Source organism: Anaerotignum lactatifermentans DSM 14214, assembly GCF_900142265.1.
GTDB lineage: Bacteria > Bacillota > Clostridia > Lachnospirales > Anaerotignaceae > Anaerotignum > Anaerotignum lactatifermentans.
Map to the genome: position 1 here is coordinate 41,762 of NZ_FRAH01000003.1, position 23,291 is coordinate 65,052.

Here is a 23,291-nt window from a genome sequence, read left to right on the forward strand (position 1 = left end):
TCATCGTTTGAGAAAAGCCTACCTCCCAAATGTTGCAGAAATGTCCTAAAATCCAAATAGCATAAAAATTTTTTGAAAAAAGCGGCAGCCTGCACAGGCCGCCGCTTGATTACTCTTGTGGCAGGAACACCGAAAAGGTGGAACCTTTTCCAACTTCGGAAGTCATCAGAATATACCCGCCCTGCATGGTGATGATCTCACGGGCCAGATACAAGCCAATGCCGATGCCATCCACCTCATGCACCGCTTCTTCCCGGTAAAACCGCTTGAAGATCGTGGCCTGTTCCTGTTCCGGGATGCCCCGGCCTGTGTCGGTCACATCAATTTTCCAGTACATTTCCCAATTCTGAACGGACACATGGATGCTGCCGCCAGCAGGCGTGTACTTCACCGCATTGTCCAGCAGATTGAACAGAGCCTCGGAAGTCCAGCGGCTGTCATGGGAAATGGTCAGTCCTTCCGGGCAATCTACGGTCAGTTCAATGTTCTTCTTCTCCATCGGAGCCAGAATCCCGTTGATGGCGTTCACCAGCGTTTCCTCAATTAAAGCATCCTTTTTCTCCAGTGTAATCACACCGGCCTCCAGCCGGGAAGTTTTCACCATTGCCTGAATCAGAAAGTCCAGCTTGTCAAGCTGGCTGCCGGTTGCCTGCAAAAACTCCCGCCGCTGTTCCTCCGAGATCGGACGGGTCAACATGGTTTCATTGAGCATTTTCAGATTGGCAATGGGGGTCTTGGTCTGGTGGGAAATGTCCGACAGCAGAGATTGGAGATCGGCCTTTTCCTTTGCGACCGTGTTCCGGTCTTTCTGCATGATGTTGTAGAGCCGTTCCAGGCGGTGGCTGATCCTCGCCAGCAGCGTTTCCGCTTCATAGTCCATTTCCGGCCGTGCGGCGCTGTCCATCATGTCGTCCAGCGTCCGGCACAGGCTGTCGGTGAACAGGGTCAGTTTCTTTTGAAAGTAGTGCAGGAAGATCCCGCCCCATACCAGAAACACAGCGGTCAGCAGCCCGCCGTACAAAACCACCCGCAGGTTTTTCGTAACCAGAAACAAGCCCAGCAGCACCAGGAAAGAGGTGGCCAGCAGGCCAACCGTAATGAGCCGCAGAAACTTTTTGACAGATAAATTTTCCAGCTTCATGCCTGCTCACCGCCGATCCACTGATAGCCCATGCCATAGGCTGTCTTGATATACTTATGTTCGTCTGTTTCGATTTTTTTGCGGATACGGCTAATGATGGTGGTCAGGGTATGCTCGTCCACAAAATCTCCGTCAATGTCCCACAGCTTCTCTAAAATCTGCCGCTTGGTCAGGATAATCCGGGGGTTCTTCACGAACAGGAACAGGGTGCGGTATTCCTTTGGAGTGAAGTCCAGCGGCTCTCCGGCAAGGGACGCCCGCTGCTCGGAAAAGTCGATTTTCAGAAAGCCATCGTCAAACAGATCGTGCCGGGGCGTGCGTAGTTCCAGATTGGCAAAGACCGCCGCCACCTTCCTGCACAGCACTGTCACCGAAAAAGGCTTCGTCACATAGTCCGCGCCGCCTGCTTCATAGCCTTTGAGCATATCGCTTTCCTTGTCGTTGGCAGTGATGAAAATAATGTAGGTGTGCTGGCCTCGCTCCCGGATTTCTTCGCAAAGGTCAAGACCGCTGCCATCCGGCAGATTGATGTCCAGGAGCGCAACATCAAACTCGGTTTCCTTCAAATGGGAAACAGCGTCCTTGTGGTTATAGGCCGCTGTGATTTCATATCCATCAGACGCCAGATTGTATCCCAGCGTCCGGTTCAGGAGAATGTCGTCCTCCACGATCAGTATCTTTCTCATGCGTTCACTTCCTCTCTTTTTCGTCTGTATCACTTATCTTAAAACTGAAATGTTGCAGAAATGTCCTAAGAATCAAAAAAGTTTTTCATTTTCTCCTCATATTAAGATACTTACCACTTTATCATACCTTATTCTTTTGCCTGCAACAAGTATATAAAGCTGTCTCCCTATCAAAAATCGGCATAATCATACCTATTTACCGGCAATATAAGGTTATTCCTTAAATGAATCCGGAACGATACAATATTATTGAGGTGAATGATAATGCCGATTGATGAATTAACCATATTGGGGGATATGCTTCGAGCTGCACGAAAAGAAAAAAATTTCACACAGCAGCAACTGGCAGATGAATCGCATATTTCAATTAAAGAAATTGCCGATATTGAGAAAGGCAGAAGAAATCCATCCTACCTGATTATGAAAACATTAGCGAAGGTTCTGCACTTTTCTCTCGACTCTCTTATCAGGCCGGAGCTGACACCAGATGAAGCTGGGCAAAATGAGATGAAGCTGCTCTATCTGAACTGTCCGCCAGAGATGCGGGAAACCTTGTTGAGCCATACTCGTGGATTTGCGGAGGAACTAAAGGAAATTTCTAAGAAACTTGAAAAAGAATAGGCCAGTGAGTGAAACTTGGAAGTTTCTCTCGCTGGCTGTTTTTGTATCAGCAAGAAAGTGGCAAGCAATGCCGGTGTTAATACACTCGGCCCGCAGAGGGAAAAATCCTGCCGTGATTTTCCCCTCCGCTTTGCTTGTTGAGGGCAGCGCCCCCAAACCCCTTTGAACACAGAAATTCATTCTGTGGCTGCGCGTTCTGCGAACGCTTTGGACCATGACCGGCTCACCGCTGGCCGTGGTCTTTTTCCTGTTCCTTTTTCTGTTCCTCGTCCATTTTCAGCAGCCGGTCCACATTCGCTTTGGCCGTCAAAAGCTCCCGCATTTCTTCACGGGAACGCCGGTACTCGGCGTAGGTTTTCTTCTTTTCCTCCAGCAGTTTGGCATACTCAGCTTGCAAGTCCTTAACCTTGGGCAACTTCTTCACACCCATCTCGTCAAAGGCATTTTTGGCTGCCTGATGGAGCAGGATTTCCTGCTCATGTTCCTCGCGGAATTTCTTGGAGTAACCAGCTTTCCGGTAGGCTACATAGGTCTCGCGGGTCTTGGCATAGTTGATGATATGAGTTCGCAGGACGGCGATCTCCGCTATGCGTTTCTCCGCCGCCTTGATCTGCGCCGACAGTTCGTTGTGGTGGGCGGTAGCTGCCGCCGCTTTTTCTGCCAACTCCGCATAGTCCAGCAGCTGATGTTCGGTAAGAAAATTTACAGTCTGCGCCATCTGTTTCAGGTTAAAAACCTTGGCCCAGCGTGCATACCCAGAGCCTTTCCCAGCCTGTAATTTTGCCTGAATGTCCACCAGCAGATTGACCCTGGGCGGCTCCGGCTGCACGGTGGATTTTTTACGAGGTGTATGCTGTTTTTCTCCGGCCAGCACCGCACGGATTTCTGCTTCACTGTACCCGGCCCCCAGCTTGTCATCCATGCGGGCTACATTCTTCCAGCCGGGTGCTTTGAGCCGGATCGCTTTCCCGCGCCGGGATACTTCACAGCCCATTTCCGAAAGCAGCTTCAGCAGCGCATCAAAGTCCGCCGGTTTCTGCTCCAGCGCACGGTCAATCATCACCCGCAGCTGCTCCCGATGGGAGGGCTTGGCCTGATCGCCCAGCCATTTGTTGTAGCTTTTTCCGTGGGGTTTCGGGTCCTCCACAATGGACAATCCGTTCTCGATACAGATGGTATCGCTCAAGCGTCGGACGGCTCTGGTGCTGCCCCAAAAGTTGCGGAATTTTCGGTCACAATCCGTATTGACCGCCGACCAGATGATGTGATTATAGATGTGCGATTTGTCTATGTGAGTGCAGACCACAAAGGCGTGATTGCCCTTGGTGAACCGCTTGGCAAATTCCACGCCCAGGCGGTTGGCTTCCTCCGGGGTAATCTCACCGGGTTTGAACGATTGGCGCACATGGTAAGCGATCACATCGTCCGCACCGCGCACCCGCCCGGTGGCGGCGATGTACTGCCGCTTTGCCAGCAGAAACTCTGCATCGGCGGTCCGGCTGTCACAGCCATAGCCGGTAATTAGTTTTCCGTTGTCGGTCTTTTGCGGATTTGCCACATAATCAATAATGTCGCTGATTGCCTGACTTTCGGTGCGGCCCTTGCCGATATGCAGCGGCATGATGCGTGTGGTTGCCACAGAGGGAACCTCCTTTCCAAAAGAAAAGGACAGCTGTGTGAGCTGTCCTTTGGTTAATCTAAATTTTTGGCTGCTGTGCTTTTAAGACTGCAATCCGTTTGGTATCCACAAAATGAGTTGCATACCATTTCTCAATTTCCAGATTTCCGCTTTTGCTGAACCGCAGCGGAATCACCGGCTTATGTCCCTGCCCATTTTTCTTTTTTACACCCCACTGCTTGTAGTAACAGAAGGAGGGTTTTAAGCCAGTTTTCTGTGCGTACACCCGCATCTGGTGCATGATGAATGAGAGTTTGCGCAGATTGACAGTACATACCCGTTCCAGATAATCAACCCGCCCAAACCGCCAGTCCTCATATTTCTGTTTTGGTAAGACACCGACCTCCATCAGTACATCTACCGGAGTCGCATAACCACGGCGCTGGCATTGATGATAGACCGCTGAATGTACTTTTCCAATCAGTTCTTTTTCAGTCATGGCAGTTATCTTTCTTTTCGTGCCAGTTTTTCAAGACAGCCTCTACCTGAGCAATCAGCTGTTCCTTGTCCGGCATATAGAGAACATACCGGGATGCGAAGATATTGTTGGACAGACCGCCCAAGGCATATTCCGCCGCGATGCTGTCTTTTTCCGTACAGAGGATAATACCGATAGGCGGGTTATCGTCAGGGTCGTTGACTTCTGCCGCATAGTAGTTTAAGTACATATTGAGCTGACCGGCAGCCTCTGGTGTCAGTTTTTTCGTTTTCAGTTCAATCAGTACATAAGCACGGAGAATTTTGTTGTAAAATACCATGTCCACATAGTAGTGGGTATTGTTCAGGGTCACGCGCTGCTGGGTTCCAACAAACATGAAGCCCCGTCCAAGTTCCAAAAGAAACTTTTCAATCTGTACGACAAGAGCTTTTTCCAAATCGCTTTCCAATATGGGTTTGTTCTCCGGCACACCCAAAAACTCAAACACATAGGGATCACGGATGATGTCAGCTGGCTGATTGATTTCAATCCCTTTCTGCGCCAGAGAGAGGACCTTTTCTTTATTCACATCTCCGCTGGAAAGTAGCAGCCGTTCATACAGCGAGCTGTCAATCTGCCGTTTCAGCTCCCGAACTGACCAGCCCGAATTGATAGATTCTTTCTCGTAAAAGCTGCGTTTGTTCTCATCCGTAATACTCAAAAGTTCACAGTAATGAGACCAGGACAATTTGCCAGACACTGTCTGGCATTTTTCATAAGCAAGATAAAATGCCCGCATATTTTGCAAATTAGAACGAGAAAAACCTTTTCCAAATTCCCGTGTCAGCTCTTTGGAAAGTTCCCTTAATGTTTGTTTTCCATAATCTGCGCGAATCTGATTTTGCTGTTCATACTCCACGATAATCCGGCCAATGTTCCAATAGGTTGTCAAAAGCTGCGTATTAACCTGTTGTGCAACATTTTTTCTGGCATTCTCCAGCAGCTCTCGGATTTCCAAAATCATGGAGTTGTTTGGCGTTAATTGATTTTCCATACACGCCCTCCTTTATCTAAAACTATCCGCACTCGGCGGCAGAATATATTCTTATATAGTATATCCTATTTTTTAGGGAAAGTAAAATAACATCAGTGGCATATTTTATCCATAAACCAAATCCTGAATGGCAAACTTCAAGTCCTGTACCTTGCCCAGCAGCCAGATAGCAGCCATTGGCAGACCAAACGGACTGATAAGAAATGCCATCACCAGCAGGATAATGCCGTTTTGCAGGGAACAGGTCAGCAGAACCGCCACGCCCAGCAGGGCGATTACCATGCTGATAAGCCCCAGCACCAGACCGGAGACATAGACGATCCCTACACAAATCCAAACGAACAGGGTCAGCGCCAGAATCACCGGAGCCGCTAAAATTTTCAACAGCAGTTTCAGAATGAACCAGATCGCCCTCATGTTTCTTCCTCCTCCCATTGTTTCCGAAAGCTCTGGCAAAGAAGTTCCGCCTGCCTTTCATCTTCTTCCGTTACTTCCCGGCGGCCTTTGGTCCGCTTCATCACCTCGTAGCCGCTATAATCGGAAAGCAGCACTTCAAACAGCTCATCCGGTGTCCGGCTGAGAAGTCCGTCCACACAATAGCGGGAATCCCCATTCCATGTTACGCGGAGATACCCATTCCTGCAAGGGAGGACTTCTTCTTCCAGATCACAGTCCAGATAATCCCGAAATATCTCCAACACTTTTTCAAAGGTTTTCATCTATTCTCAACTCCTTTGCGGCAATCTGTTTTCTATCCATATTATCCTGCCGGTACAGCCAAAAGGCAAGGATACGGGCAAAAGAAAAAACGGAGGAAGGCGCGGCGAAAAGAACGCCGTTCCTCCCTCCGCAGATGGGGTATTTGTCCCGGTTACGAAAGTTTGGAGAGCCGGGTCAGTATCTCCTTAACGCCGTCCCATAACTGTTCCTGCCGCTGGGATATATCCTCCAGGTCGGCATCATAAATCCGCCCAGTCTCATGTACCTTGCGTGTCAGCTGGTTTAAGTTGTTGCTGCTCCGGCTCAACAGGGATACCAGTTCTTTCAGTTCCGGCAAATCCAGCTGCACCACATAGCCGTCCACAGCCATTTTCCGCAGATAGGCGCTCAGGTTTTTTGTCCCAAACTGCGCCATTTTCTGTTGAATCAACTCCATTTCATCAGCGGATACCCAAAACAGAACCGGCACATCCCGCTTGCGCTTTTGGCTGCTCATCGCTCCGGCTCCCGTTTCTTCGGGGCGGCAGGCTTGCGGACAGGCGGTTCCTGTCTGAGTTTTTGCAGGACAGAGCTTTTCTGCTGTTCCTGCATAGTTTTTCTGGCCTGCCTGATAAACAGATCGGTCAGACCGGGATTGACCCCATCCACAACCAGATAGGCACAGTGGCGGGAAGCGCCGCTGTCCTCCGGCATGGGAATGGTTTTTGCCCAGGCTTTATTGTCCTGAGAGATACGCCCATCGTGGTTTTTATGCTGGATGGTGCTGGCAAGAATAAACTGTACCCGTTCCGTCCCGAACTTTTCCAGCACATCTTTGACCGCCGCCTCCGTATCCAGCCGGTTCTCTGCATAGTGAGCGCTGATGGCCTGTTCAATGGCTTCTTTGCAGGCGCTGTTTGCCTGATAAGAACGGTTATATTGTGCCATCTCTCCATGCTCGGACGCATAGGCGGCAGAATGGGGGTAGAGAGGGGCAGTCCGTAATTCTTCCTGCGCCCTGCACACATCATCCGCCCGGTTTTCAATGCTGTCCCGGATCACATCCATGTAGCCGGTCTCCAGCTTTTCAAAATAGCGGTACACATCTGCCAGCGGCGAGGGAGAATCCAAAAGCGCCTGGGCCTGTGCGTCGGTCAGTTCCAGCTGCTCCATCGCCATCACGATGTCCTCCCGGACCGTGTACTCATAGGTATGGTGCAGGATTTCCTCCGGGGGCTGGCTTTTCAGCCAGTCCCGGTAGTTGTCCTGTTCAGCGGTCATCTTTTCATAGAGAGCCGTATTCAGATCGTTGGTATTCATGTTATCGTACCTCCTCGTGTTGTTTCGGTTTCTTTTCAGGGCTGCGGGGCGGCACCGGGCGCTTCAAGCTGTCCAGCACCGAAGGCCGCGTGCTTTTGGCAACTACGGTTTCCGGCGTAGATTGTCCTTTGCCGTCAATGTTCAGCAGCGTGTCCAGTTCCACCAGACGGGCGGACTTGACCCGCAGATCGTCCTCAAAGGGGAAAGGCTTTCCTACTTCCTCCTTGGCTGCGGCCTGCTGCTGGTAAAGGTTCTCCAGCTGGTTTTTGACCGCTTCCAGACGCTGGGGCATTTGCGCCAGTGCATTGTCGATACGGGTTAGGTTGCCGCGTGGGTCTGTACCCAGGGTTGCCCGATGGGTCATTTGCCCTTTCAGCAGGAGCGTATATTCCTGTTTCCACGCTTGAAATTCCACCGACATAGTGAATCCCCGGTAACTGCCGATCTGCACCGGATCGGAGGTTTTGACCTCCTTACAGGCATCCAGCAGGGCTGCACCGGCATTTTCTTTGTCGGTCAGCACATCGCCCCGGATCTCCATACCGGCAAAGCTGTCCTCTGGGTGTGGGTGGGCAGCCAGTGTTTCCAAATCGGCTTCAAAGCCCTGGATATACCCCTTGTTGGTTTCAATTTCCTGCGGGAAGTATTTGAGCAGCTGGTCCTCCAGACGGTACTGCTTGCTCTGGTGGTCGGCTTTCATCAGCTTCAGCTTGGCAACCTCCACATCCAAATCCATGCGCTCCTTGATACGGGGGTCTCCGGCACACAGGGCCTTAATCTCGGCAAAGGAAAGCGCCGTTTCGTCCACATCATCGCAGGAACGAACCGGGCTTTTGCTGGTCATAATCTGGCTGATGAATTTCTGTTTGTTCTCCACCGTCTGCCAGAGATAAGCGTCAAAAGTTCCCTCCGTGACATAGCGGTACACATGGACCAAGGGGTTTTTGTTGCCCTGTCGCTCAATGCGTCCTTTTCGCTGGGCAAGGTCTCCGGGCCGCCACGGGCAGTCCAAATCATGGAGCGCCACAAGGCGGTCCTGCACATTGGTTCCAGCGCCCATTTTGGCAGTGCTTCCTAATAGGACACGCACCTGCCCGGTGCGGACCTTGGAGAACAGTTCCTTTTTCCGTACCTCTGTATTGGCTTCGTGGATAAAGGCGATCTGCTCGGCAGGCATCCCCTGGGCGATGAGCTTCTGGCGGATGTCCTCATAGATGGTAAAAGCAGGCTCCGGCTCATCCAGTGGGATTGCTTCTTCCAACCCGTGAAGCAGCGGATTGTCCAGCTGTTTGGCTGCCTTTTTGGATGGGGCTGCCTGGGGCGTGGAAATGTCGCAGAACACCAGCTGGGTCAATTTATCCGCGTCCCCATCCTGCCAGATCTGCATGATGTTGTCCACGCACTGATTGACCTTGGTTCCCGGTTCATCGGGGAGCAGTTGGTTGATGATACGCTGGTCCAGTCCCAGCTTGCGACCATCCGAGGTGATTTTGAGCATATTATCTACCGACGGGTCCACACTGCCTCTGTGTACTTCGGAAGCGCGCTCGGAGAGTGCTTTCACCATCTCTTTCTGGTGTTCGGTAGGCTGGGCCACAATGTTGTGATATTCTACCTCCGGGGTGGGCAGGTTCAGCTGGTCGGCGGTTTTGATGTCCGCCACCTCTTTGAACAGGTTCATCAGCTCCGGCAGGTTAAAGAACTTGGAAAACCGTGTCCTTGCCCGGTAGCCTGTTCCTTCCGGAGCCAGTTCTAGCGCCGTGACGGTTTCTCCGAAACGGCTGGCCCAGCAATCGAAATGGGTCATGTTCAGTTCTTGCAGGCGGTCATACTGGAGATACCGCTGCATGGTGTAAAGCTCAGTCATGGAGTTGCTGACCGGAGTGCCGGTGGCAAAGATAACCCCTCGGTTGCCGGTGATCTCGTCCATATAGCGACACTTCGCAAACATATCGCTGGACTTTTGGGCATCGCTGGTGGAGAGACCTGCCACATTCCGCATTTTGGTGTATAAAAACAAGTTTTTGTAGTTGTGTGCCTCGTCCACGAACAGCCGATCAACGCCCAGCTGCTCGAATGTCACCACATCGTCCTTGCGGCTCTCGGCCTGCAATTTCTCCAGCCGGGCTTCCAGGGACTTCTTGGTGCGTTCCAACTGCTTGACCGTGAAACGCTCACCGCCGCTGTACTTCACCTCGGCAATGCCCTCGGTGATCTCGTCGATCTGCTCCTGAAGGAGCCGTTCCTGACGCTCTCGGCTGATGGGGATTTTCTCGAACTGGGAAGGGCCCATGATGATAGCGTCATAGTCACCGGTGGCAATCCGGGCACAGAACTTCTTGCGGTTGTGGGTCTCAAAGTCCTTTTTGGTGGTGACAAGGATATTGGCGGAGGGATAGAGCCGCAGAAACTCCGAAGCCCACTGCTCGGTCAGGTGATTCGGCACAACAAAGAGGGATTTCTGGCACAGCCCCAGACGCTTACTCTCCATAGCGGCAGCCACCATTTCAAATGTTTTGCCCGCGCCTACCTCGTGTGCCAGCAGCGTATTGCCGCCGTACATCACATGGGCGATAGCGTTCAGCTGATGTTCCCGCAGGGTAATGGACGGGTTCATGCCGCCAAAAACAATATGGCTGCCGTCATACTCACGGGGGCGGGTGGAGTTCATTTCCTCGTTGTACTGGCGTACCAGAGCTTGACGGCGTTCCGGGTCTTTCCAAATCCAGTCTTTGAAAGCGTCCCGGATGGTCTGCTGTTTTTGGGCTGCCAGGGTGGTCTCCTTGGCGTTCAGCACCCGGCGCTCTTTGCCGTCCGCGTCCTCCACAGTGTCATAGATACGGACATCCCGCAGGTTTAAGGAATCCTCCAAAATCTTGTAGGCATTGGCGCGGCTGGTTCCGTAGGTGGTATAGGCTGCCACATTGTTCTGGCTTACAGAGCTTTTGCCGGTAATCTGCCACTCTGCTGTAAACGGGGTGTAGTTGACCTGGATATTCCGCTGCATATAAAACGGGGTATCAAAGGTCTCGTACATAAACTGCTGGATGTACTCTTTGTCGATCCAGGTTGCGCCCAGACGCACCTCAATTTCCGAAGCGTCCAGGTCTTTGGGCTGGGCAGCGGTAAGGGCTTCCACATTGGCGGCAAAGGACGGGTCCTGCTGTGCTGCCCGCTGTGCCTGACGCAGCTTGCGCCGCACATTGCCGGACAGGTATTCGTCGGCTGTTACATAATGTGGTGTGCCGTCTTTCTCCAACTGTCCCGGCACACGGAAGATCACGCCTTGCAGCTCGGCGGCCAGTTCGTCGCTGGTCTTGCCAGTCAGCTCCGACATATACGCCATATCCACACAGGCTTTCTCCGCGATGGAGACGGCAAGGGCTTCACTGGCGGTATCCACGGTTTCCACCGCCTTGTGTGGCTTGATGGTACACTTGGTGAACATATCCGCCTTGCGCTCCAGCTTTCCGTCCTCGTCAATGACTTCCAGCGCGCAGAGCAGATAGTAGCTGGAATCATCGGCAAAGGCCAGTCGGTTCGCCCGGTCATTGATAAGACCATATTTTGCGGAAAAGCTGTCATAGAGCCGGTTCAGTTCAGCCTGTTTATCCCGGATGGCGCTGTCCGGTGTGGCAGCGTCCATTTGCAGGTCAATGAGCTGCTGGACACATTCCCGCAGACCCACCAGCCCTTTCACACGGACTTCGGCGGTGGCATTCAGGTCAGGCCGTACCATGCGGCTGTTTTCACGGTAATACACATCGCCGTCCACAACGGTGTAGGAGTAATTTTTCACATTGGGGTCAGCAGGGATAGAAGTGTCGATGGCCTCGCCCTCGCCCAGCTCCGGCAGCTCGGCCTCCTGGTAGGTGCCGTGAATGTACTTCACGGCATCATGCAGCTGATCGGCAAGCTCCAGCCCCTCGATGGGATTCACGGTGTAGTCCATGCCATGAGCGGTGCTTTCCGGTTCCTGTCGGCCCAGCACCATTTCCGGGTGGTCCAGGAAGTAGCGGTTAATGGCAAATCCATCCTGCGTCTGTCCGGTCTGCGTCCATTCCGGTACGATGTCCAGTGGACGGTCACGCTTTTGCAGGAAAATGATGTCTGAAACCACCTCGGCACCAGCGTTTTTCTTGAAAGCGTCATTGGGCAGACGGATGGCTCCCAGCAGCTCGGCGCGCTGGGCAAGATACCGGCGCACAGTGGAATCCTTGGCATCCATCGTGTAGCGGCTGGTGACAAAGGCCACCACGCCGCCCGGACGCACCTGGTCCAGCGCCTTGGCAAAAAAGTAGTTGTGGATGTTAAAATTCAGCTTATCATAGGCTTTGTCCCGAACCTGATACTGACCAAACGGAACATTACCCACCGCCAGATCGTAGAAATCCCGCCTGTCGGTGGTTTCAAACCCGGCCACGGTGATGTCGGCCTTGGGATAGAGCTGTTTTGCAATACGCCCGCTGATGGAATCCAGCTCCACGCCGTACAGACGGCTGTTTCGCATTTTCTCCGGCAGCATACCGAAGAAATTGCCCACACCGCAGGACGGCTCCAGAATGTTGCCGGTCTCAAATCCCATGCGTCCTACGGCTTCATAAATTGCTTTGATGACCGTAGGGCTGGTGTAATGGGCATTGAGAGTGGAACCTCTGGCGGCAGCGTATTCCGACCGGGTCAGCAGCTCCTTCAGCTGAGCATATTCCGCAGCCCATGCGGGTTTCTCCGGGTCAAAGGCATCGGCAAGACCGCCCCAGCCTACATACCGGGATAGGATTTTCTGCTGTTCCGGTGTTGCCTGCCCGGTGGTTTCCTCCAAATATTTCAGCAGCTTGATTGCCGTGATGTTGGCCTGAAACTTGGCTTTCGGACCGCCTTCGCCCAGGTGATCGTCGGTAATAAGGAAATTCTCAGTGGTGCGGCGCAGGTTGGCCTTGTATTCCTCATAAGAGGCTTCCTCGGCAGCTTTGACATTGGGGAAGGTCTGCCACTCGCCGTTTACCTGAATGGAAACGGGGTGTTCGTCCAGCACTTCATCCAGAGTTTTTTCTGGCTCTGTGGTAGGCGTGGGCGGCTCTGGTTCCTGCTCCAAATGCTGACGGATTACTGAAATCGGTTCCACCCGGAAGATGGGGAATCCCACCGCATTTGCAAAGGTCACATCTTGAAGTTCCACCCGGCCAACATCCGGCTCCAGCTTGCTGACCCGGAAAGTGCGCCCATCCAATGCAAAGGTGGTCTCGCCGGGAATTAGGTTGTGACGGGCATACTCAGCATCGGAAAGCGGTTGGTTCGACTGCTCCTGTTCTTCAGCGGCAATCTGCTCCACATCCGCCATCACGCGCTGAATGAATGGGTCATTGTCCAGCTTTTCTTCGTCCACCAGCTCGCCATTCACAATGCCGCGCTCGGCCAGCGCCTCCCGGATGGCGATGGGGTCGATGTTGTCAAACCGGTCCTGTTCCGCTTCGGTGTAGAACCGATCCTCCTTGATGAGCTGGGCAATCCTGCGCTGCACCTTGGGCCAGGGCAGCTCAATTCCCTCCGGACTTCCGGCGCGGATCACAAACAGGCTCTTGCTGTCACTGCCGCTGTATTCCTGAGCCAGCCATGCGGCGGTATCTTTTTCCCGTCCATGCTTTTCCATGTAGCGGACAACAGCGTGTTTGCTCTGAATATCACCATTCCATGCACGGATGGCATCATCAATATCATCCTGTGAGAGAGGACGCAGCATTTCATGGAGCCGTGGATAGGTCTCGTCAATAATTTCCCGGTGCAGGCGCTGACGGAACACCAGCACATCGGAATAGAGCCGAATCAGCTCCAAATCACTGGAGCCAAGGATGGCACGACGAATCGCGGCATTGCCCTCAATCACAGCATTTTCGCGGTCGCTGTGACCGCAGGCGTTGCGGTATGGTACATCCTCCATAACGGCGGCAAGTACAATGGGCTTGTATTTCTCATGCAACTCCCGGATCGTAGGGGCTGCTGCTTCGGTCTCCTGGAACACTCTGATTCCGTCTGCGCCAAACTCCGCTTCCTGAGCGTCGATGGCCTGTTCCGCCTCATGGTCGATGGAGGGCATGGAATATTCCTGACGCTCCCTACCGCCCTCCGGGACAGCGGAAATGGTCACATCATGCCGATCCCGCAGCTGTTCCACAACCTGTTCCAGCCGGTTTGCCGGAAAGCCGCACATTTCCACACGGCCACCGCCGGGAATCGCGCGGGTCGTGAGATTGAGGCCCAGTTCCGCAGCAGCAGTTTTGGCGTCTTCACCGTACAGCTCAAAGAAATCGCCCATTTGATACAAAACCATATCATCCGGGTGACGCTCCTTGACCCCGTTGTATTCCCATATCTCCGGGGGCGGCTGCTGGGCTTGCAGGGCATCTTCTTCCGCCAGGGCCTTTTCTTCCTGGATTTTGTCGTACTCCGCCTGTTCCTGTTCGGTGAGATAGCGGCCCTTTTGAATCAGATCGGTAATCCGCTTGGCGACTTTCTCCCATGTGAAATGCACATCCGGGCAGCCATCCTTTTTGTAGTGCAGACCTTTTCCATCGTGATCTTCCCAGCTGCCCCCAGCGCCGGACAGGGCGTGAGAGTGGCCGCCAGTGCCGTACTCATTCTTGAGAAAATCCACCTTTTCTTTGTCCGTATGGGGGTTCTGGAAAAAGGTGAAAATCCGGCCTTTACCACTTTCAAATCCGCTGCCTCTGGTCATGGCTGCGTCGATCTCGTCCTCTGTGATGAACTGCTTGACCGCAGGTACTTCCATCAGCTGAGAGGTAAAGGCAGTGCGGGGCAGGGACAGGTCTTTCAGGTTTTCCCAAATCTCTCTCGGTTTGTGGTAGTGGAAGCGCAGCAACTCCCGGTCCTGCTGGTAGGCCGTCCAGAAGGCGGCGTATTCTTCCGCAAGGGTCTGGCGAAACTCCGGGCGGTTCAGCTGTTCGGCAAGCCATGCGGATTCCTCCGGGAAACCACGACCCGGATTACCTGCGAGGCTGGGCAGATACCCGGCTTCTCTGGCTTCCTCGCTGAAATCGTGGTACAGATTCCAGAACTTTTCCGCAAGGAGGGAGCGTTCATAGCCTGCCGCCTCGGTCAGCTCCACCTTGGCGGCAAACTGGCCATCCTGCAAAAGCTGGCCGATACGCTCGGCGGCGCTCTCCCAGGAAATGACCTGGGCGGACTTGTCGTAACGGGCTGTTTTGCCGTGGGAAAGATGGATGCCGTCCTCGGCATACCATGCGGTGACGCTGCCGATCCCGTTGCCGCCGTGATACAGATTTTTCAGAATGTCTGCGATTTCGGCGGTGGTTTTCTGCTTTTCAAAGGCTGCAACCACACGCTCCCTCTGGCGGTCCGTGTTGCCGCCCAGCCGCAGCACATGGTCAATATCCGCCTGGGCAAAAGAAAAAGCAGAGGATGTTTTCACATTCTCTGCTTCGTCTATGATTCGGATTTGTTCGTTTTCGGAGAGGAAGAAACTCAGCTGTGAATAAGCTCCGCCATCAGAATCTCCTCGGCCTGTGCCTTGCAGGTGTTCATCAGGCCCACCCACTTCATGGGGTCGCTGGCTTTCAGCTGCTCCGTCGCGCCCGCGTCTTTCGCCAGCTGGGGCATCATCTGCTCCAGACGGCTCTGTGCGGTCTCGTCGATCTCGATGAGGTGCGGGTACAGCTTCTCGCTCATCAGCAGCTGGTTGTAGAGGATGGGACGGTGTTCCTTCAGGTATGCTTTCCGCATCCTGCCGTACTTGCCCAGGGGCTTCGTCGGCTGTTCGCTCAGCTTCAGGTCGGGAATCAGGTAATCGCCGTTCTGGATGTAGTTCATGGGATTCTTCATGGTGATTGCTCCTTTCCGCGAGTTGTTCGCGCTCATAATTTCGGATGGTAACGCCGATCTGCCGCAGCACCTGTTGATTGATCTGGCTGACCGCCGTTCCCAGCGCACCGATGGTGGCCGGGGTGTTGAAGTCGAAAATCGCCATAAAGTCCTCGTGGGTAAAATAGCGTTCCGGCTTCAATCCGCAGCGGGACATCAGGGCGTAGGAAATGCTGACGGTAGCGGCTGCCTTAAACTGTACTTCGATGTTAAATTCATCATATTCCTCTAAAAAGGAATCGTCAACGATATAGAGCAAGTCCTGACGATGCTCGTTCCAGTATTCGCCCGCCAGCTTGTGAGCCACTGCCTCCAGCTGCTGGGCAAGATTATCGCCGCTGACCTCGTAGTTACGCTCCAGCATGGCAGACACAGGCTCCTGATACGCTTCCTTCATCTTCCACAGCCAGGGAGTGCGGGAATGTTCGCGGGTCCCGGTGTCAGAAACGTCAAACACATAGCGCAGCCGGGGCCTGTCACCGGAATCGTCCACCAGGGCGATACCCTTGGAGCCACGGCGCACATAGCGGCCCATTTTTTCATTCCATAAATCATACTCCGCACAGGCGGTAGCGTCGGGGCGTTGGGCATAGATCAGCAGCTGTTCATGGAATGGATACTTGTAAAGGCGGGCAGCGGTGGTCAGAAACCCCGCCCACTCCTGCCAGCTGCCGGTGAGCTGGGTTGCCACATGGTCGGCCATCTGCCGGTAAAATTCTGTTTTGGATGGCATGGTTGTTGTCCTCCCTTCGTGTTAAATGGAAATGGGGCGGCATTTTGCGCCGCCCCGTTGGGTGTTTATGAAATGCTTATTCATCAAAATCCGGGTACAGTTCCAGCTGGGCAAACTCGGCATCGCTCATAGCCTGGAGCTTCATCAGGGCGCTGTCCGTCAATTCTCGCAGTTCCGTTTCCTCCGGCGAAAGTTCGCCGCGCATCTCGGTCAGAGCCTCCATCAGTCCGGTGCGGCTGTCGGTGTTGTAAATGCACATCAGGTTCATTTCTTCAAAAGTAAAGTTTCCCATATCAAAGCTCCCTTTCCGCGCTCTTTTTAGGCGCTGTCTTTTTGTGTTCCGTCCGGGGCTGGCTTTTCAGCTGCTCCATGACGGACTTTTTCTTGTCCCGTTCCTCCCGGTGGACAGCTTCCGCTAAATCCATGAGGGAAATAGGCTGGCCGCTGCGGGCCTGCTGTTCCAGCTGCGCCACGGTCGGCTCTTTTGGGCCGTTGTTGATGATGCCGTCGATCATGCCGTAGTCATCCTCCAGCATCATTTCCGCATTTTTCAGCGGATTGTCCGGCAGGAATCCGGGAATCTCGGTGAAACCAACGCTGTCGCAGTAATGACAGGATACCTTACCGTCCTGCTTGATGGCAACAATGTCACTGACGCTCAGGGACGGGCTGTGAAAATCCACCGGCTTTTGCAGGTTGAACTGTTCATACAGCGTTTCCAACTGCTCCATAGTGCTGCCGGAACCGTTCAGCGGGGCAGTGTAGATTAAGTCATAATTGTTTCGATCCACGGCCAGATTGTGCGATTGCAGCCAGTCCAGATTCATAAACCGCACATTCTGCGGATCATCCCGGCTCACCTGATAAATGGCAAAGCAGCTGCCCTCATGGGAGAGAAACGCCTGCTCCCGTTCCAGCTGCCGGTCCTGCCGTTCCAGCACCTTTTCATGGAACGCCGGACTTTGCTCCCATTCCTCGTGTTCCACGCCGAAAAGTCCGCCATGCTCCATGATTTCCTCGGTGTCAAACACCATGCTTTCCGTGTTATCTTCATGGAGGATATAGACGGTCAACCCGGCAGCGTCCAGTTCCAGCGCCCGTTCTCTGGTGACAGGCAGCATCCCATCGTAAAAGTAGCCGTATCCCTGCATATCCGAAACAGATACTTCGCTGTCGGGCATGGGGTACTCATCCAAAGACTGTTCCTGAGCATCCGGCAGCTGGGTGTCGGCAGTTTCTGCGGTCTGCTGGCTGACCTGTTCCTGCATCTGCTGACAGGCTGCATCCTGCAAGGTCTCAATCATAGACAGCGGGGCATCCTGAACAGACGGATTTTCCAGTTCCAGCCCCTCACAAATCTGCCGGACAGCGGCGGAACGGGACAGTTCCGGGGTATCCAGCTGGCCGCCGTCCAGTTCTTTCATGGTTTCTTTGTCATAGAGGGTATAGTCCCAGCCGGTATCGCACGGCTGAATGTGCAGATAGGTGGCATCGTTCAGAAGAAACAGAGCCTCGGCGGGTTCTGACAGTTCCTGCGGGGAATGTTCCGCATTGGCGGAAATCTCCTGATACTCTGTGCGATAGAGAGACGCAAGCTGTGCGGAAAGATGTTCCGGGTCCACAAAATTGCTGTTATCGGCATCCGGGGCAGCGCCATTGTCCAGAGCCATCTCCATTTCTTCGTCCCGTTCCCATTTTGCCTGTTTCTGTTCCTCCAAAAAGAGAACCATATCCGCGATGTCATGGTGCAGGATTTTATCCGTGTATTGGGTAATTTGCGCCTGAATCTCTGTTTCTGAAAGGGTTTCGACACGAATTGCCTGTGCATACAAGACATATTCGCGGGCAAAGGACTCTGCCTGTTCTCTTGCTGGCGGCAGAACCACCGGAACAGTTTCTTTTTTCTGGGCGTTCAGGTCAATGCCGCGCTCCTTGCAGATTTCCTTGTAGTTGCGCTCGATGTCGTTAATCAGCTCGCAGGAAGTCTTGTTGATGGTCTCCAGACTGGCCCGTAATTCTTTCAGGTCCTTGTCCTTGCTCCAGGAAGCGATATAACCGAAACTGTTCTCGCCGGTCTGGATGCCAAAATACTGGCAGACTGCATAGGAAATACTTTCTGCTTCAACTTCTTCTGTGTTGCGGTCTTTGGGTTTTGGCTGGTCAGAAGCATTGTCTCCGGCAGCGGAAGTTTCCTGTATCTTTTGCCGGTCATGGAGCTTGCTGTGTGCAACCTCGTGAACAGTAGCAGAAACGGTCTGCACCTCGCTCATGCCTTCCCGGATGGCGATGCGCTGGCGGTCGGGTGAAAAATAGCCGTCCGTGTTGGCGGCCATCGCCTCAAACTCGATGGGAACCGAGGCAGAGCGCCGCACTGCCTCCAGAAACGCTTCATAGTGCGGAACCGTCCCGGACAGGGAAGAAGCCAGTTCCGGCAGGGGCTTGCCGTCCGTCTGGCTCACATCAAACACCTTGACCGGGCGAAACATGGGGATTTCGATTTCCTTTTCCTCCATAACTGCCTTGCCGTCTGCATCCAGAATGAGGGCATGGGTGTCCGGGTCTCGCTTCATTTCCTCGATTTTCTTTTTGTAGGGCGTGGGGGCGATGATGGTGATGCCATGCTCACCCTTTTTCACATGGCGCTCAAACTGGTTTTTCCACTTGTTGAACCCGGCCACCAGCGTAGCTTCCGGCTTCTGCATATAGATGAGCATGGTGTTGTTGACCGAATAACGGTGGAACTTGGACATAACGGACAGATAGCGTATATACTTTTCGCTCTCGAACAGCTCCTTGATGCCCTGTTCGATACCCGCCGTGATTTCCTGCAACCGTTCCCGGTTGGTGGGCTTATCAGCCATGATGTTCACTCTCCTCTCTAAATTAGCGATTGTTGATTGATGTTCAGCGATCCACAGCTTTTGTTCCTCTGGGCTGTCCTCCAGAAAAGAATCCAGCAGATAGCCGATATAATCCTTTTGCTGCACCGCCTCTAAAAAACGGGGGTGCATGGGTTCCACCGGTGTTTTGGGTGTGTAGCCCGTTTCCCACTTACGGAGCAGATGGAAATAGTCCGCCAAAACCCGAAAGGCATGGTCCCGGCTCTCCTGAAACTTCTGCGCCTCGGTTTTCTGCCGGACATAGTTCCGCCGGGGAGGGGCCTGACTGTCATAGATAAGGCCAAAATCCTGCGCCAGCTTCTCGGCGGCTTCCTTTGGGGACAGGTTGTAGATCCGGGCGGTCAGGTCTATCACATCGCCGGTGGCTCCGCAGCCGAAACAGTAGAAATATTCCTCGTTCAGCTTCATGCTGGGATTTTTGTCATCGTGAAAGGGGCAGCAGGCCATGCTGTTCCGTCTGACCTCAATCCCATATCGTTCTGCGGCTTCCCGAATGGTGACAGACTGCTTGACCGTCTCAAATACATTTGCGCCCATCGTCAATCAGATTTCGATTTGGGGATGGGCGGCCTGTACCCGGCAGCCTTGGCCCGTTCACTGGCAGCCTTGCGGCGCTCGGCGCTGTATGGCTCCCGGACGGACACACAGCGTTTGGGAACTGTAAAATTGTGCTTATCCTTTTTACAAACCTGTTCCGGGTGCTTTTGGGAAAGGCGGGTCAGCTTCACCATCAGTTTCCGGTCATGGGTATAAACTTCGGCGGTGTCCTCGGCCTGGTTGTAGAGGAGAATGGTTTCCTGTTCATAAAGGGAGAGCTTCATTTTGCACCGCCTTTCTGCCGGTCAAATTCCAGCTTGAAGTTGGCGTACCGCCCATCGTCCTCCAGAACCACTGTGGCATCATAGGTCTTGCCGGTCTTTTCGGAATAGCAGCCGGTGATCCTTGTACGGCCATCCTTGAGCAGTGCTGTCACCAGTGCCTTGGTAGGCTGCTTTTTCTTGGCTGCCCACCATTTGTTGTTTTTCCAGATGGCAAATTTGCAGGATTCTGTCTGGCAGAAGAACCCTTTTTGCAGTTCCGCCACATCACCGCCGCAGCGGGGGCATTTGCCCACCACTTCGCGGGGCGGCGTGAACAGGTACTCAGTCCCCTTGATGACCTGATAGGTTCTCACCAACTCCCGGAGCATGGCACAGATCCCGCCCATGAAGTCCTCCGGGGACAGCTCGCCGCGCTCGATCTCGCTTAAACGGTGTTCCCATTCAGCGGTCAGCAGGGGCGATTGCAGCTGTTCCGGCAGAACGGTAATCAGGGACACCGCATCTTTGGATGGCATGAGCTGCACAGCTTTCTTACTCTTTTTTCGCTCCAAAAAGCCGGTGGACACCAGCTTTTCCAGAATCCCGGCGCGGGTGGCCGGGGTTCCTAAACCCTGACGCTCCGCATCCTCCGGCATATCGTCTTTCCCGGCAGTTTCCATCGCGGAAAGCAGCGTATCCTCGGTGAAGTGTTTGGGCGGGCTGGTTTTGCCCTCCTTGACGGTAGCGCCGGAAAGGTGCAGCGTCTGACCCTCGGACAGTTCTGGCAGACGGCCTCCGTCCGGCAGGGCCTTGTCCTCGGTTTCCTTGTCCGGCTCCGCATTTTTCAGCGCAGCACGGTAGGCAGCGTCCAGCGCCCGCCAGCCGGGGCGCTTCACCGTTTTGCCCTTGGTGGTAAACTCCGCACCGGCACACTCCACGGTGACAGCAGTTTCTGAGTAAGTATGCGGTTCCGCCACCGCGCACAGCAGGCGCAAGGCTACAAGTTCCAAAATCATCCGTTCACCCACCGGCAGACTGGACAGGTCGGCGTTTTGGAGATTGCGGGTGGGGATCACTGCATGGTGGTCGGTCACTTTTTTGTCGTTGATGACCGCACCGGCATCACAGGAAATGGCGATCCCTTTGCGAAACGGCATGGCGTTGGCAACCAGATTGACCAGCACCGGCAATCCCTCCGCCATATCCGAAGTCAGATAGCGGCTGTCTGTGCGGGGATAGGTGCAGAGCTTCTTTTCATACAGGTTTTGCAGATAATCAAGCGTTTGCTGGGCCGTATATCCCAACAATCGGTTGGCATCCCGTTGGAGGGTAGTCAGGTCATAGAGGGCGGGCGGCTTCTCGGATTTGTCCTTGCGCTCCACCTTTTTGACCGTCACATCCGCACCCTGACAGGCAGTTTTCAGCTGCTCGGCGGCAGCCTTATCCGCCATGCGTTCCCCGGAAACGGAAAACTCAGGTAGCTCCAGGACTATCGTGTAAAACGGAACCGGCTTGAAGGTGTCGATCTCGGCTTCCCGCTGAACGATGAGGGCCAGCGTCGGGGACATGACGCGCCCAATATTCAAAGTGCGGTGGTACAGCACCGAAAACAGTCTTGTGGCGTTGATACCAACCAGCCAGTCTGCCTTGGCGCGGCAGAGGGCCGCCTGATGCAGACCGTCATAGTCCGCACCGGGGCGCAGGTTCGCAAAGCCCTCCCGGATGGCGGAGTCCTCCATTGAGGAAATCCAGAGCCGCTTCATGGGTTTTTGGCATCCCGCCAGCTCATAGACGCTGCGGAAAATTAACTCACCCTCGCGTCCGGCATCGCAGGCGTTTACCACCTCGGTCACGTCCGGGGCGTTCATCAGCTGTTTCAGGACAGCAAACTGTTTCTTTTTGTCTTTGCCCACCACCATCTGCCAATGCTCCGGTAGGATGGGCAGATCGTCATAGCGCCACTTGGCATAGTCCGGGTTATATACATCGGCATCGGCCAACCCAGCCAGATGCCCCACGCACCAGCTGACCCGCCAGCCGTTTCCTTCCAGATAGCCGTCCTTGCGGACAGTCGCGCCGATCACGGTGGCCAGACTTTGGGCAACAGACGGTTTTTCAGCGATTACCAGCTTCATGGTTTGTTTTCCTCCTTTTCTTGAGCCATCGTTCCATCTCACGATGGCAGACTCCCACGCAGGGCTGCCCATAATTCCCACAGCCATAACAGGGGTGGCTTTTGGGTAAAGAGAGAGGACGGGAAGTGTCCTTCCCGCCCTCCGGCCTGCGTGTCATCATGCGTTCATAGGGGCTGTCGGTAAACCGGGTCATGGGGTCTCATCCTCACTTTCTTCACCGCCGCCCCTGTCAGAGTCCAGCTCGTCCGATTCCTCGTCCTCCAGTTCGATGTCTTCCTCGTCCGGCAGTTCCTCGCCGTCCTCATAGTCATAATCGTCTGGATTGCTGCTGTTTTTGTGGTTGGCTTTACCCTTAATAAATTTGAAGTAGGCAAAGGCAGCGCCGCCCATCACAGCCAGCACCAGCAGCAGGACAGCCGGGTTTAGTCCTGCGGATTCTTTTTTCTCAGGCTTCGCAGGTTCCTCCGGTGTTTCCGGCTCCGGTTCCTTGCCGGTACAGCCGGTCATGTCCGTACTGCACACCTCGCATTTGGTGTTGACTGCACCGGCTTCACATTTTTCCGTGCAGTTGCAGACAGCGGGCGGTTTCTCGGCGGATTGCCCGTCCTCCATCAGCGCCATCAGGTCGGCCTCGTCCACCTGATTTAAGAAATGGACGGCGGTTTCCTTGTCCTCGTTGGCCCGGTCAATGAGGATATAAAAATAGTTGCCCGCCTTGGTGGTGACGGTAATGAGCTGCTTGTTGCCGCCGAAATCGTCCACCAGGGCAACGTTGCCCTCCGGGGTCAGGGCAGGGCTGTCCTCGGTTTCCTCCACCACCACATCTTCATCGTTGGTGGCATCCTCTGCCGGGGGCTGCTCCGTTCCCTGGGCAAAAGCGGTGACAGAAAAACCGCCCATCAGCACCAGTGCGGCGCAGAGGGCGGAAAGGGTCTTAAAAATTCTCTTATTCTTCATGGGCGGTGTCCTCCCGTTCGTCATGGACAGCCATACCGGGGTGCGTGCCGCCGGACAGCATGGCGCTTAACTGCTCAGGGGTCATACGCATAGCGCGCACCATCTGGACGATCTCCAGATTTTCCGCTTCAGTTTTCTGCGCTTCCAGCGTTTTCAGCTTTTCCTGATACTCTGCGATCTTCTCACGGGTTTTCGCAATTTCCCGGTCAATGCGTTCAATTTTCGTAGCCATAATCAATCACTCCTATCAAAA

Annotated in this window: 20 protein-coding genes; 2 read left to right on the forward strand and 18 right to left on the reverse strand. The window is 53.9% G+C overall.

Annotation, left to right across the window (positions count from 1 at the left end; translation table 11 throughout):
- Nucleotides 1-109: 109 nt before the first annotated feature.
- The gene (locus BUB35_RS00245) at nt 110-1,141 is read right to left on the reverse strand and encodes a sensor histidine kinase (RefSeq protein WP_072847965.1); all 1,032 of its coding nucleotides are present in this window, start codon (nt 1,139-1,141) and stop codon (nt 110-112) included.
- Complete coding sequence (locus tag BUB35_RS00250) at nt 1,138-1,827, reverse strand: response regulator transcription factor (RefSeq protein ID WP_016147269.1); 690 nt, start codon at nt 1,825-1,827, stop codon at nt 1,138-1,140. Before BUB35_RS00250 ends, BUB35_RS00245 begins: the two co-directional genes overlap by 4 nt.
- Nucleotides 1,828-2,091: 264 nt before the next feature.
- On the opposite strand from BUB35_RS00250, the gene BUB35_RS00255 reads away from it, so the two are divergent.
- Entirely contained in the window at nt 2,092-2,448 is a 357-nt protein-coding gene (locus BUB35_RS00255; RefSeq protein WP_016147268.1) for a helix-turn-helix domain-containing protein, read from the forward strand.
- 223 nt (nt 2,449-2,671) lie between these two features.
- Here the strand turns inward: BUB35_RS00255 and BUB35_RS00265 are convergent, their stop codons facing one another.
- The 9 genes from BUB35_RS00265 to BUB35_RS19400 form a co-directional block, all read right to left on the reverse strand.
- Nucleotides 2,672-4,087, reverse strand: a complete 1,416-nt coding sequence (locus BUB35_RS00265) for a relaxase/mobilization nuclease domain-containing protein (protein ID WP_200777556.1) — start codon at nt 4,085-4,087, stop codon at nt 2,672-2,674.
- A 58-nt stretch (nt 4,088-4,145) separates the two neighbouring features.
- On the reverse strand, nt 4,146-4,565 hold the full coding sequence (locus tag BUB35_RS00270; RefSeq protein ID WP_002586590.1) for a hypothetical protein: 420 nt from the start codon (nt 4,563-4,565) through the stop codon (nt 4,146-4,148).
- The gene (locus BUB35_RS00275; RefSeq protein ID WP_016147266.1) at nt 4,558-5,598 is read right to left on the reverse strand and encodes a PDDEXK nuclease domain-containing protein; all 1,041 of its coding nucleotides are present in this window, start codon (nt 5,596-5,598) and stop codon (nt 4,558-4,560) included. Before BUB35_RS00275 ends, BUB35_RS00270 begins: the two co-directional genes overlap by 8 nt.
- Nucleotides 5,599-5,703: 105 nt before the next feature.
- Nucleotides 5,704-6,015, reverse strand: coding sequence for a CD1845 family protein (locus BUB35_RS00280; protein ID WP_016147265.1), 312 nt, complete (start codon nt 6,013-6,015; stop codon nt 5,704-5,706).
- On the reverse strand, nt 6,012-6,317 hold the full coding sequence (locus BUB35_RS00285) for a hypothetical protein (RefSeq protein WP_016147264.1): 306 nt from the start codon (nt 6,315-6,317) through the stop codon (nt 6,012-6,014). Before BUB35_RS00285 ends, BUB35_RS00280 begins: the two co-directional genes overlap by 4 nt.
- A gap of 152 nt (nt 6,318-6,469) precedes the next feature.
- A complete protein-coding gene (locus BUB35_RS00290) occupies nt 6,470-6,814 on the reverse strand; it encodes a plasmid mobilization protein (RefSeq protein WP_016147263.1) in 345 nt (114 codons plus the stop codon).
- Nucleotides 6,811-7,617, reverse strand: coding sequence for a DUF3848 domain-containing protein (locus BUB35_RS00295; protein ID WP_016147262.1), 807 nt, complete (start codon nt 7,615-7,617; stop codon nt 6,811-6,813). Before BUB35_RS00295 ends, BUB35_RS00290 begins: the two co-directional genes overlap by 4 nt.
- 1 nt (nt 7,618) lies before the next feature.
- Nucleotides 7,619-14,404 (reverse strand): MutS N-terminal domain-containing protein, encoded by a 6,786-nt coding sequence (locus BUB35_RS00300; RefSeq protein WP_330391021.1) that lies wholly within the window; start codon nt 14,402-14,404, stop codon nt 7,619-7,621.
- 713 nt (nt 14,405-15,117) lie between these two features.
- A complete protein-coding gene (locus BUB35_RS19400; RefSeq protein ID WP_330366610.1) occupies nt 15,118-15,462 on the reverse strand; it encodes a TnpV protein in 345 nt (114 codons plus the stop codon).
- On the opposite strand from BUB35_RS19400, the gene BUB35_RS19405 reads away from it, so the two are divergent.
- Nucleotides 15,461-15,745 carry a hypothetical protein gene (locus tag BUB35_RS19405; RefSeq protein WP_173877572.1) on the forward strand — a complete coding sequence of 95 codons (285 nt, stop codon included), beginning with the start codon at nt 15,461-15,463 and terminating at the stop codon, nt 15,743-15,745. The genes BUB35_RS19400 and BUB35_RS19405 overlap by 2 nt on opposite strands.
- A gap of 577 nt (nt 15,746-16,322) precedes the next feature.
- On the opposite strand, the gene BUB35_RS00305 is transcribed toward BUB35_RS19405, so the two are convergent.
- From BUB35_RS00305 to BUB35_RS00335, 7 genes are read right to left on the reverse strand one after another with little or no spacing between them, the layout of a single operon-like run.
- Nucleotides 16,323-16,538 (reverse strand): transposon-transfer assisting family protein, encoded by a 216-nt coding sequence (locus tag BUB35_RS00305; RefSeq protein WP_002586548.1) that lies wholly within the window; start codon nt 16,536-16,538, stop codon nt 16,323-16,325.
- Nucleotide 16,539: 1 nt separating this feature from the next.
- Complete coding sequence (locus BUB35_RS00310) at nt 16,540-19,683, reverse strand: YodL domain-containing protein (protein ID WP_072847968.1); 3,144 nt, start codon at nt 19,681-19,683, stop codon at nt 16,540-16,542.
- A gap of 2 nt (nt 19,684-19,685) precedes the next feature.
- Nucleotides 19,686-19,967 (reverse strand): hypothetical protein, encoded by a 282-nt coding sequence (locus BUB35_RS00315; RefSeq protein WP_002586546.1) that lies wholly within the window; start codon nt 19,965-19,967, stop codon nt 19,686-19,688.
- Nucleotides 19,964-22,081 carry a type IA DNA topoisomerase gene (locus tag BUB35_RS00320; protein WP_016147259.1) on the reverse strand — a complete coding sequence of 706 codons (2,118 nt, stop codon included), beginning with the start codon at nt 22,079-22,081 and terminating at the stop codon, nt 19,964-19,966. Before BUB35_RS00320 ends, BUB35_RS00315 begins: the two co-directional genes overlap by 4 nt.
- Nucleotides 22,062-22,274, reverse strand: a complete 213-nt coding sequence (locus BUB35_RS00325) for a hypothetical protein (protein ID WP_002586544.1) — start codon at nt 22,272-22,274, stop codon at nt 22,062-22,064. The genes BUB35_RS00320 and BUB35_RS00325 overlap by 20 nt, the downstream gene beginning before the upstream one ends.
- Entirely contained in the window at nt 22,271-23,038 is a 768-nt protein-coding gene (locus tag BUB35_RS00330) for a DUF4366 domain-containing protein (RefSeq protein WP_016147258.1), read from the reverse strand. Before BUB35_RS00330 ends, BUB35_RS00325 begins: the two co-directional genes overlap by 4 nt.
- Nucleotides 23,028-23,270 carry a DUF4315 family protein gene (locus tag BUB35_RS00335; protein ID WP_002586542.1) on the reverse strand — a complete coding sequence of 81 codons (243 nt, stop codon included), beginning with the start codon at nt 23,268-23,270 and terminating at the stop codon, nt 23,028-23,030. Before BUB35_RS00335 ends, BUB35_RS00330 begins: the two co-directional genes overlap by 11 nt.
- Nucleotides 23,271-23,291: the final 21 nt, after the last annotated feature.

Excerpts from the sequence above, each read along its gene's own strand:
- BUB35_RS00295 (WP_016147262.1), bottom strand. The coding sequence starts at position 7,617 with ATGAATACCAACGATCTGAATACGGCTCTCTATGAAAAGATGACCGCT.
- BUB35_RS00310 (WP_072847968.1), bottom strand. The coding sequence starts at position 19,683 with ATGGGCGCAAATGTATTTGAGACGGTCAAGCAGTCTGTCACCATTCGG.
- BUB35_RS00320 (WP_016147259.1), bottom strand. The coding sequence starts at position 22,081 with ATGAAGCTGGTAATCGCTGAAAAACCGTCTGTTGCCCAAAGTCTGGCC.
- BUB35_RS00315 (WP_002586546.1), bottom strand. The coding sequence starts at position 19,967 with ATGAAGCTCTCCCTTTATGAACAGGAAACCATTCTCCTCTACAACCAG.
- BUB35_RS00290 (WP_016147263.1), bottom strand. The coding sequence starts at position 6,814 with ATGAGCAGCCAAAAGCGCAAGCGGGATGTGCCGGTTCTGTTTTGGGTA.
- BUB35_RS19400 (WP_330366610.1), bottom strand. The coding sequence starts at position 15,462 with ATGAACTACATCCAGAACGGCGATTACCTGATTCCCGACCTGAAGCTG.
- BUB35_RS00250 (WP_016147269.1), bottom strand. The coding sequence starts at position 1,827 with ATGAGAAAGATACTGATCGTGGAGGACGACATTCTCCTGAACCGGACG.
- BUB35_RS00270 (WP_002586590.1), bottom strand. The coding sequence starts at position 4,565 with ATGACTGAAAAAGAACTGATTGGAAAAGTACATTCAGCGGTCTATCAT.
- BUB35_RS00335 (WP_002586542.1), bottom strand. The coding sequence starts at position 23,270 with ATGGCTACGAAAATTGAACGCATTGACCGGGAAATTGCGAAAACCCGT.
- BUB35_RS00280 (WP_016147265.1), bottom strand. The coding sequence starts at position 6,015 with ATGAGGGCGATCTGGTTCATTCTGAAACTGCTGTTGAAAATTTTAGCG.
- BUB35_RS19405 (WP_173877572.1), top strand. The coding sequence starts at position 15,461 with ATGGGATTCTTCATGGTGATTGCTCCTTTCCGCGAGTTGTTCGCGCTC.
- BUB35_RS00300 (WP_330391021.1), bottom strand. The coding sequence starts at position 14,404 with ATGGAAGTACCTGCGGTCAAGCAGTTCATCACAGAGGACGAGATCGAC.
- BUB35_RS00245 (WP_072847965.1), bottom strand. The coding sequence starts at position 1,141 with ATGAAGCTGGAAAATTTATCTGTCAAAAAGTTTCTGCGGCTCATTACG.
- BUB35_RS00330 (WP_016147258.1), bottom strand. The coding sequence starts at position 23,038 with ATGAAGAATAAGAGAATTTTTAAGACCCTTTCCGCCCTCTGCGCCGCA.
- BUB35_RS00285 (WP_016147264.1), bottom strand. The coding sequence starts at position 6,317 with ATGAAAACCTTTGAAAAAGTGTTGGAGATATTTCGGGATTATCTGGAC.
- BUB35_RS00275 (WP_016147266.1), bottom strand. The coding sequence starts at position 5,598 with ATGGAAAATCAATTAACGCCAAACAACTCCATGATTTTGGAAATCCGA.
- BUB35_RS00325 (WP_002586544.1), bottom strand. The coding sequence starts at position 22,274 with ATGACCCGGTTTACCGACAGCCCCTATGAACGCATGATGACACGCAGG.
- BUB35_RS00305 (WP_002586548.1), bottom strand. The coding sequence starts at position 16,538 with ATGGGAAACTTTACTTTTGAAGAAATGAACCTGATGTGCATTTACAAC.
- BUB35_RS00255 (WP_016147268.1), top strand. The coding sequence starts at position 2,092 with ATGCCGATTGATGAATTAACCATATTGGGGGATATGCTTCGAGCTGCA.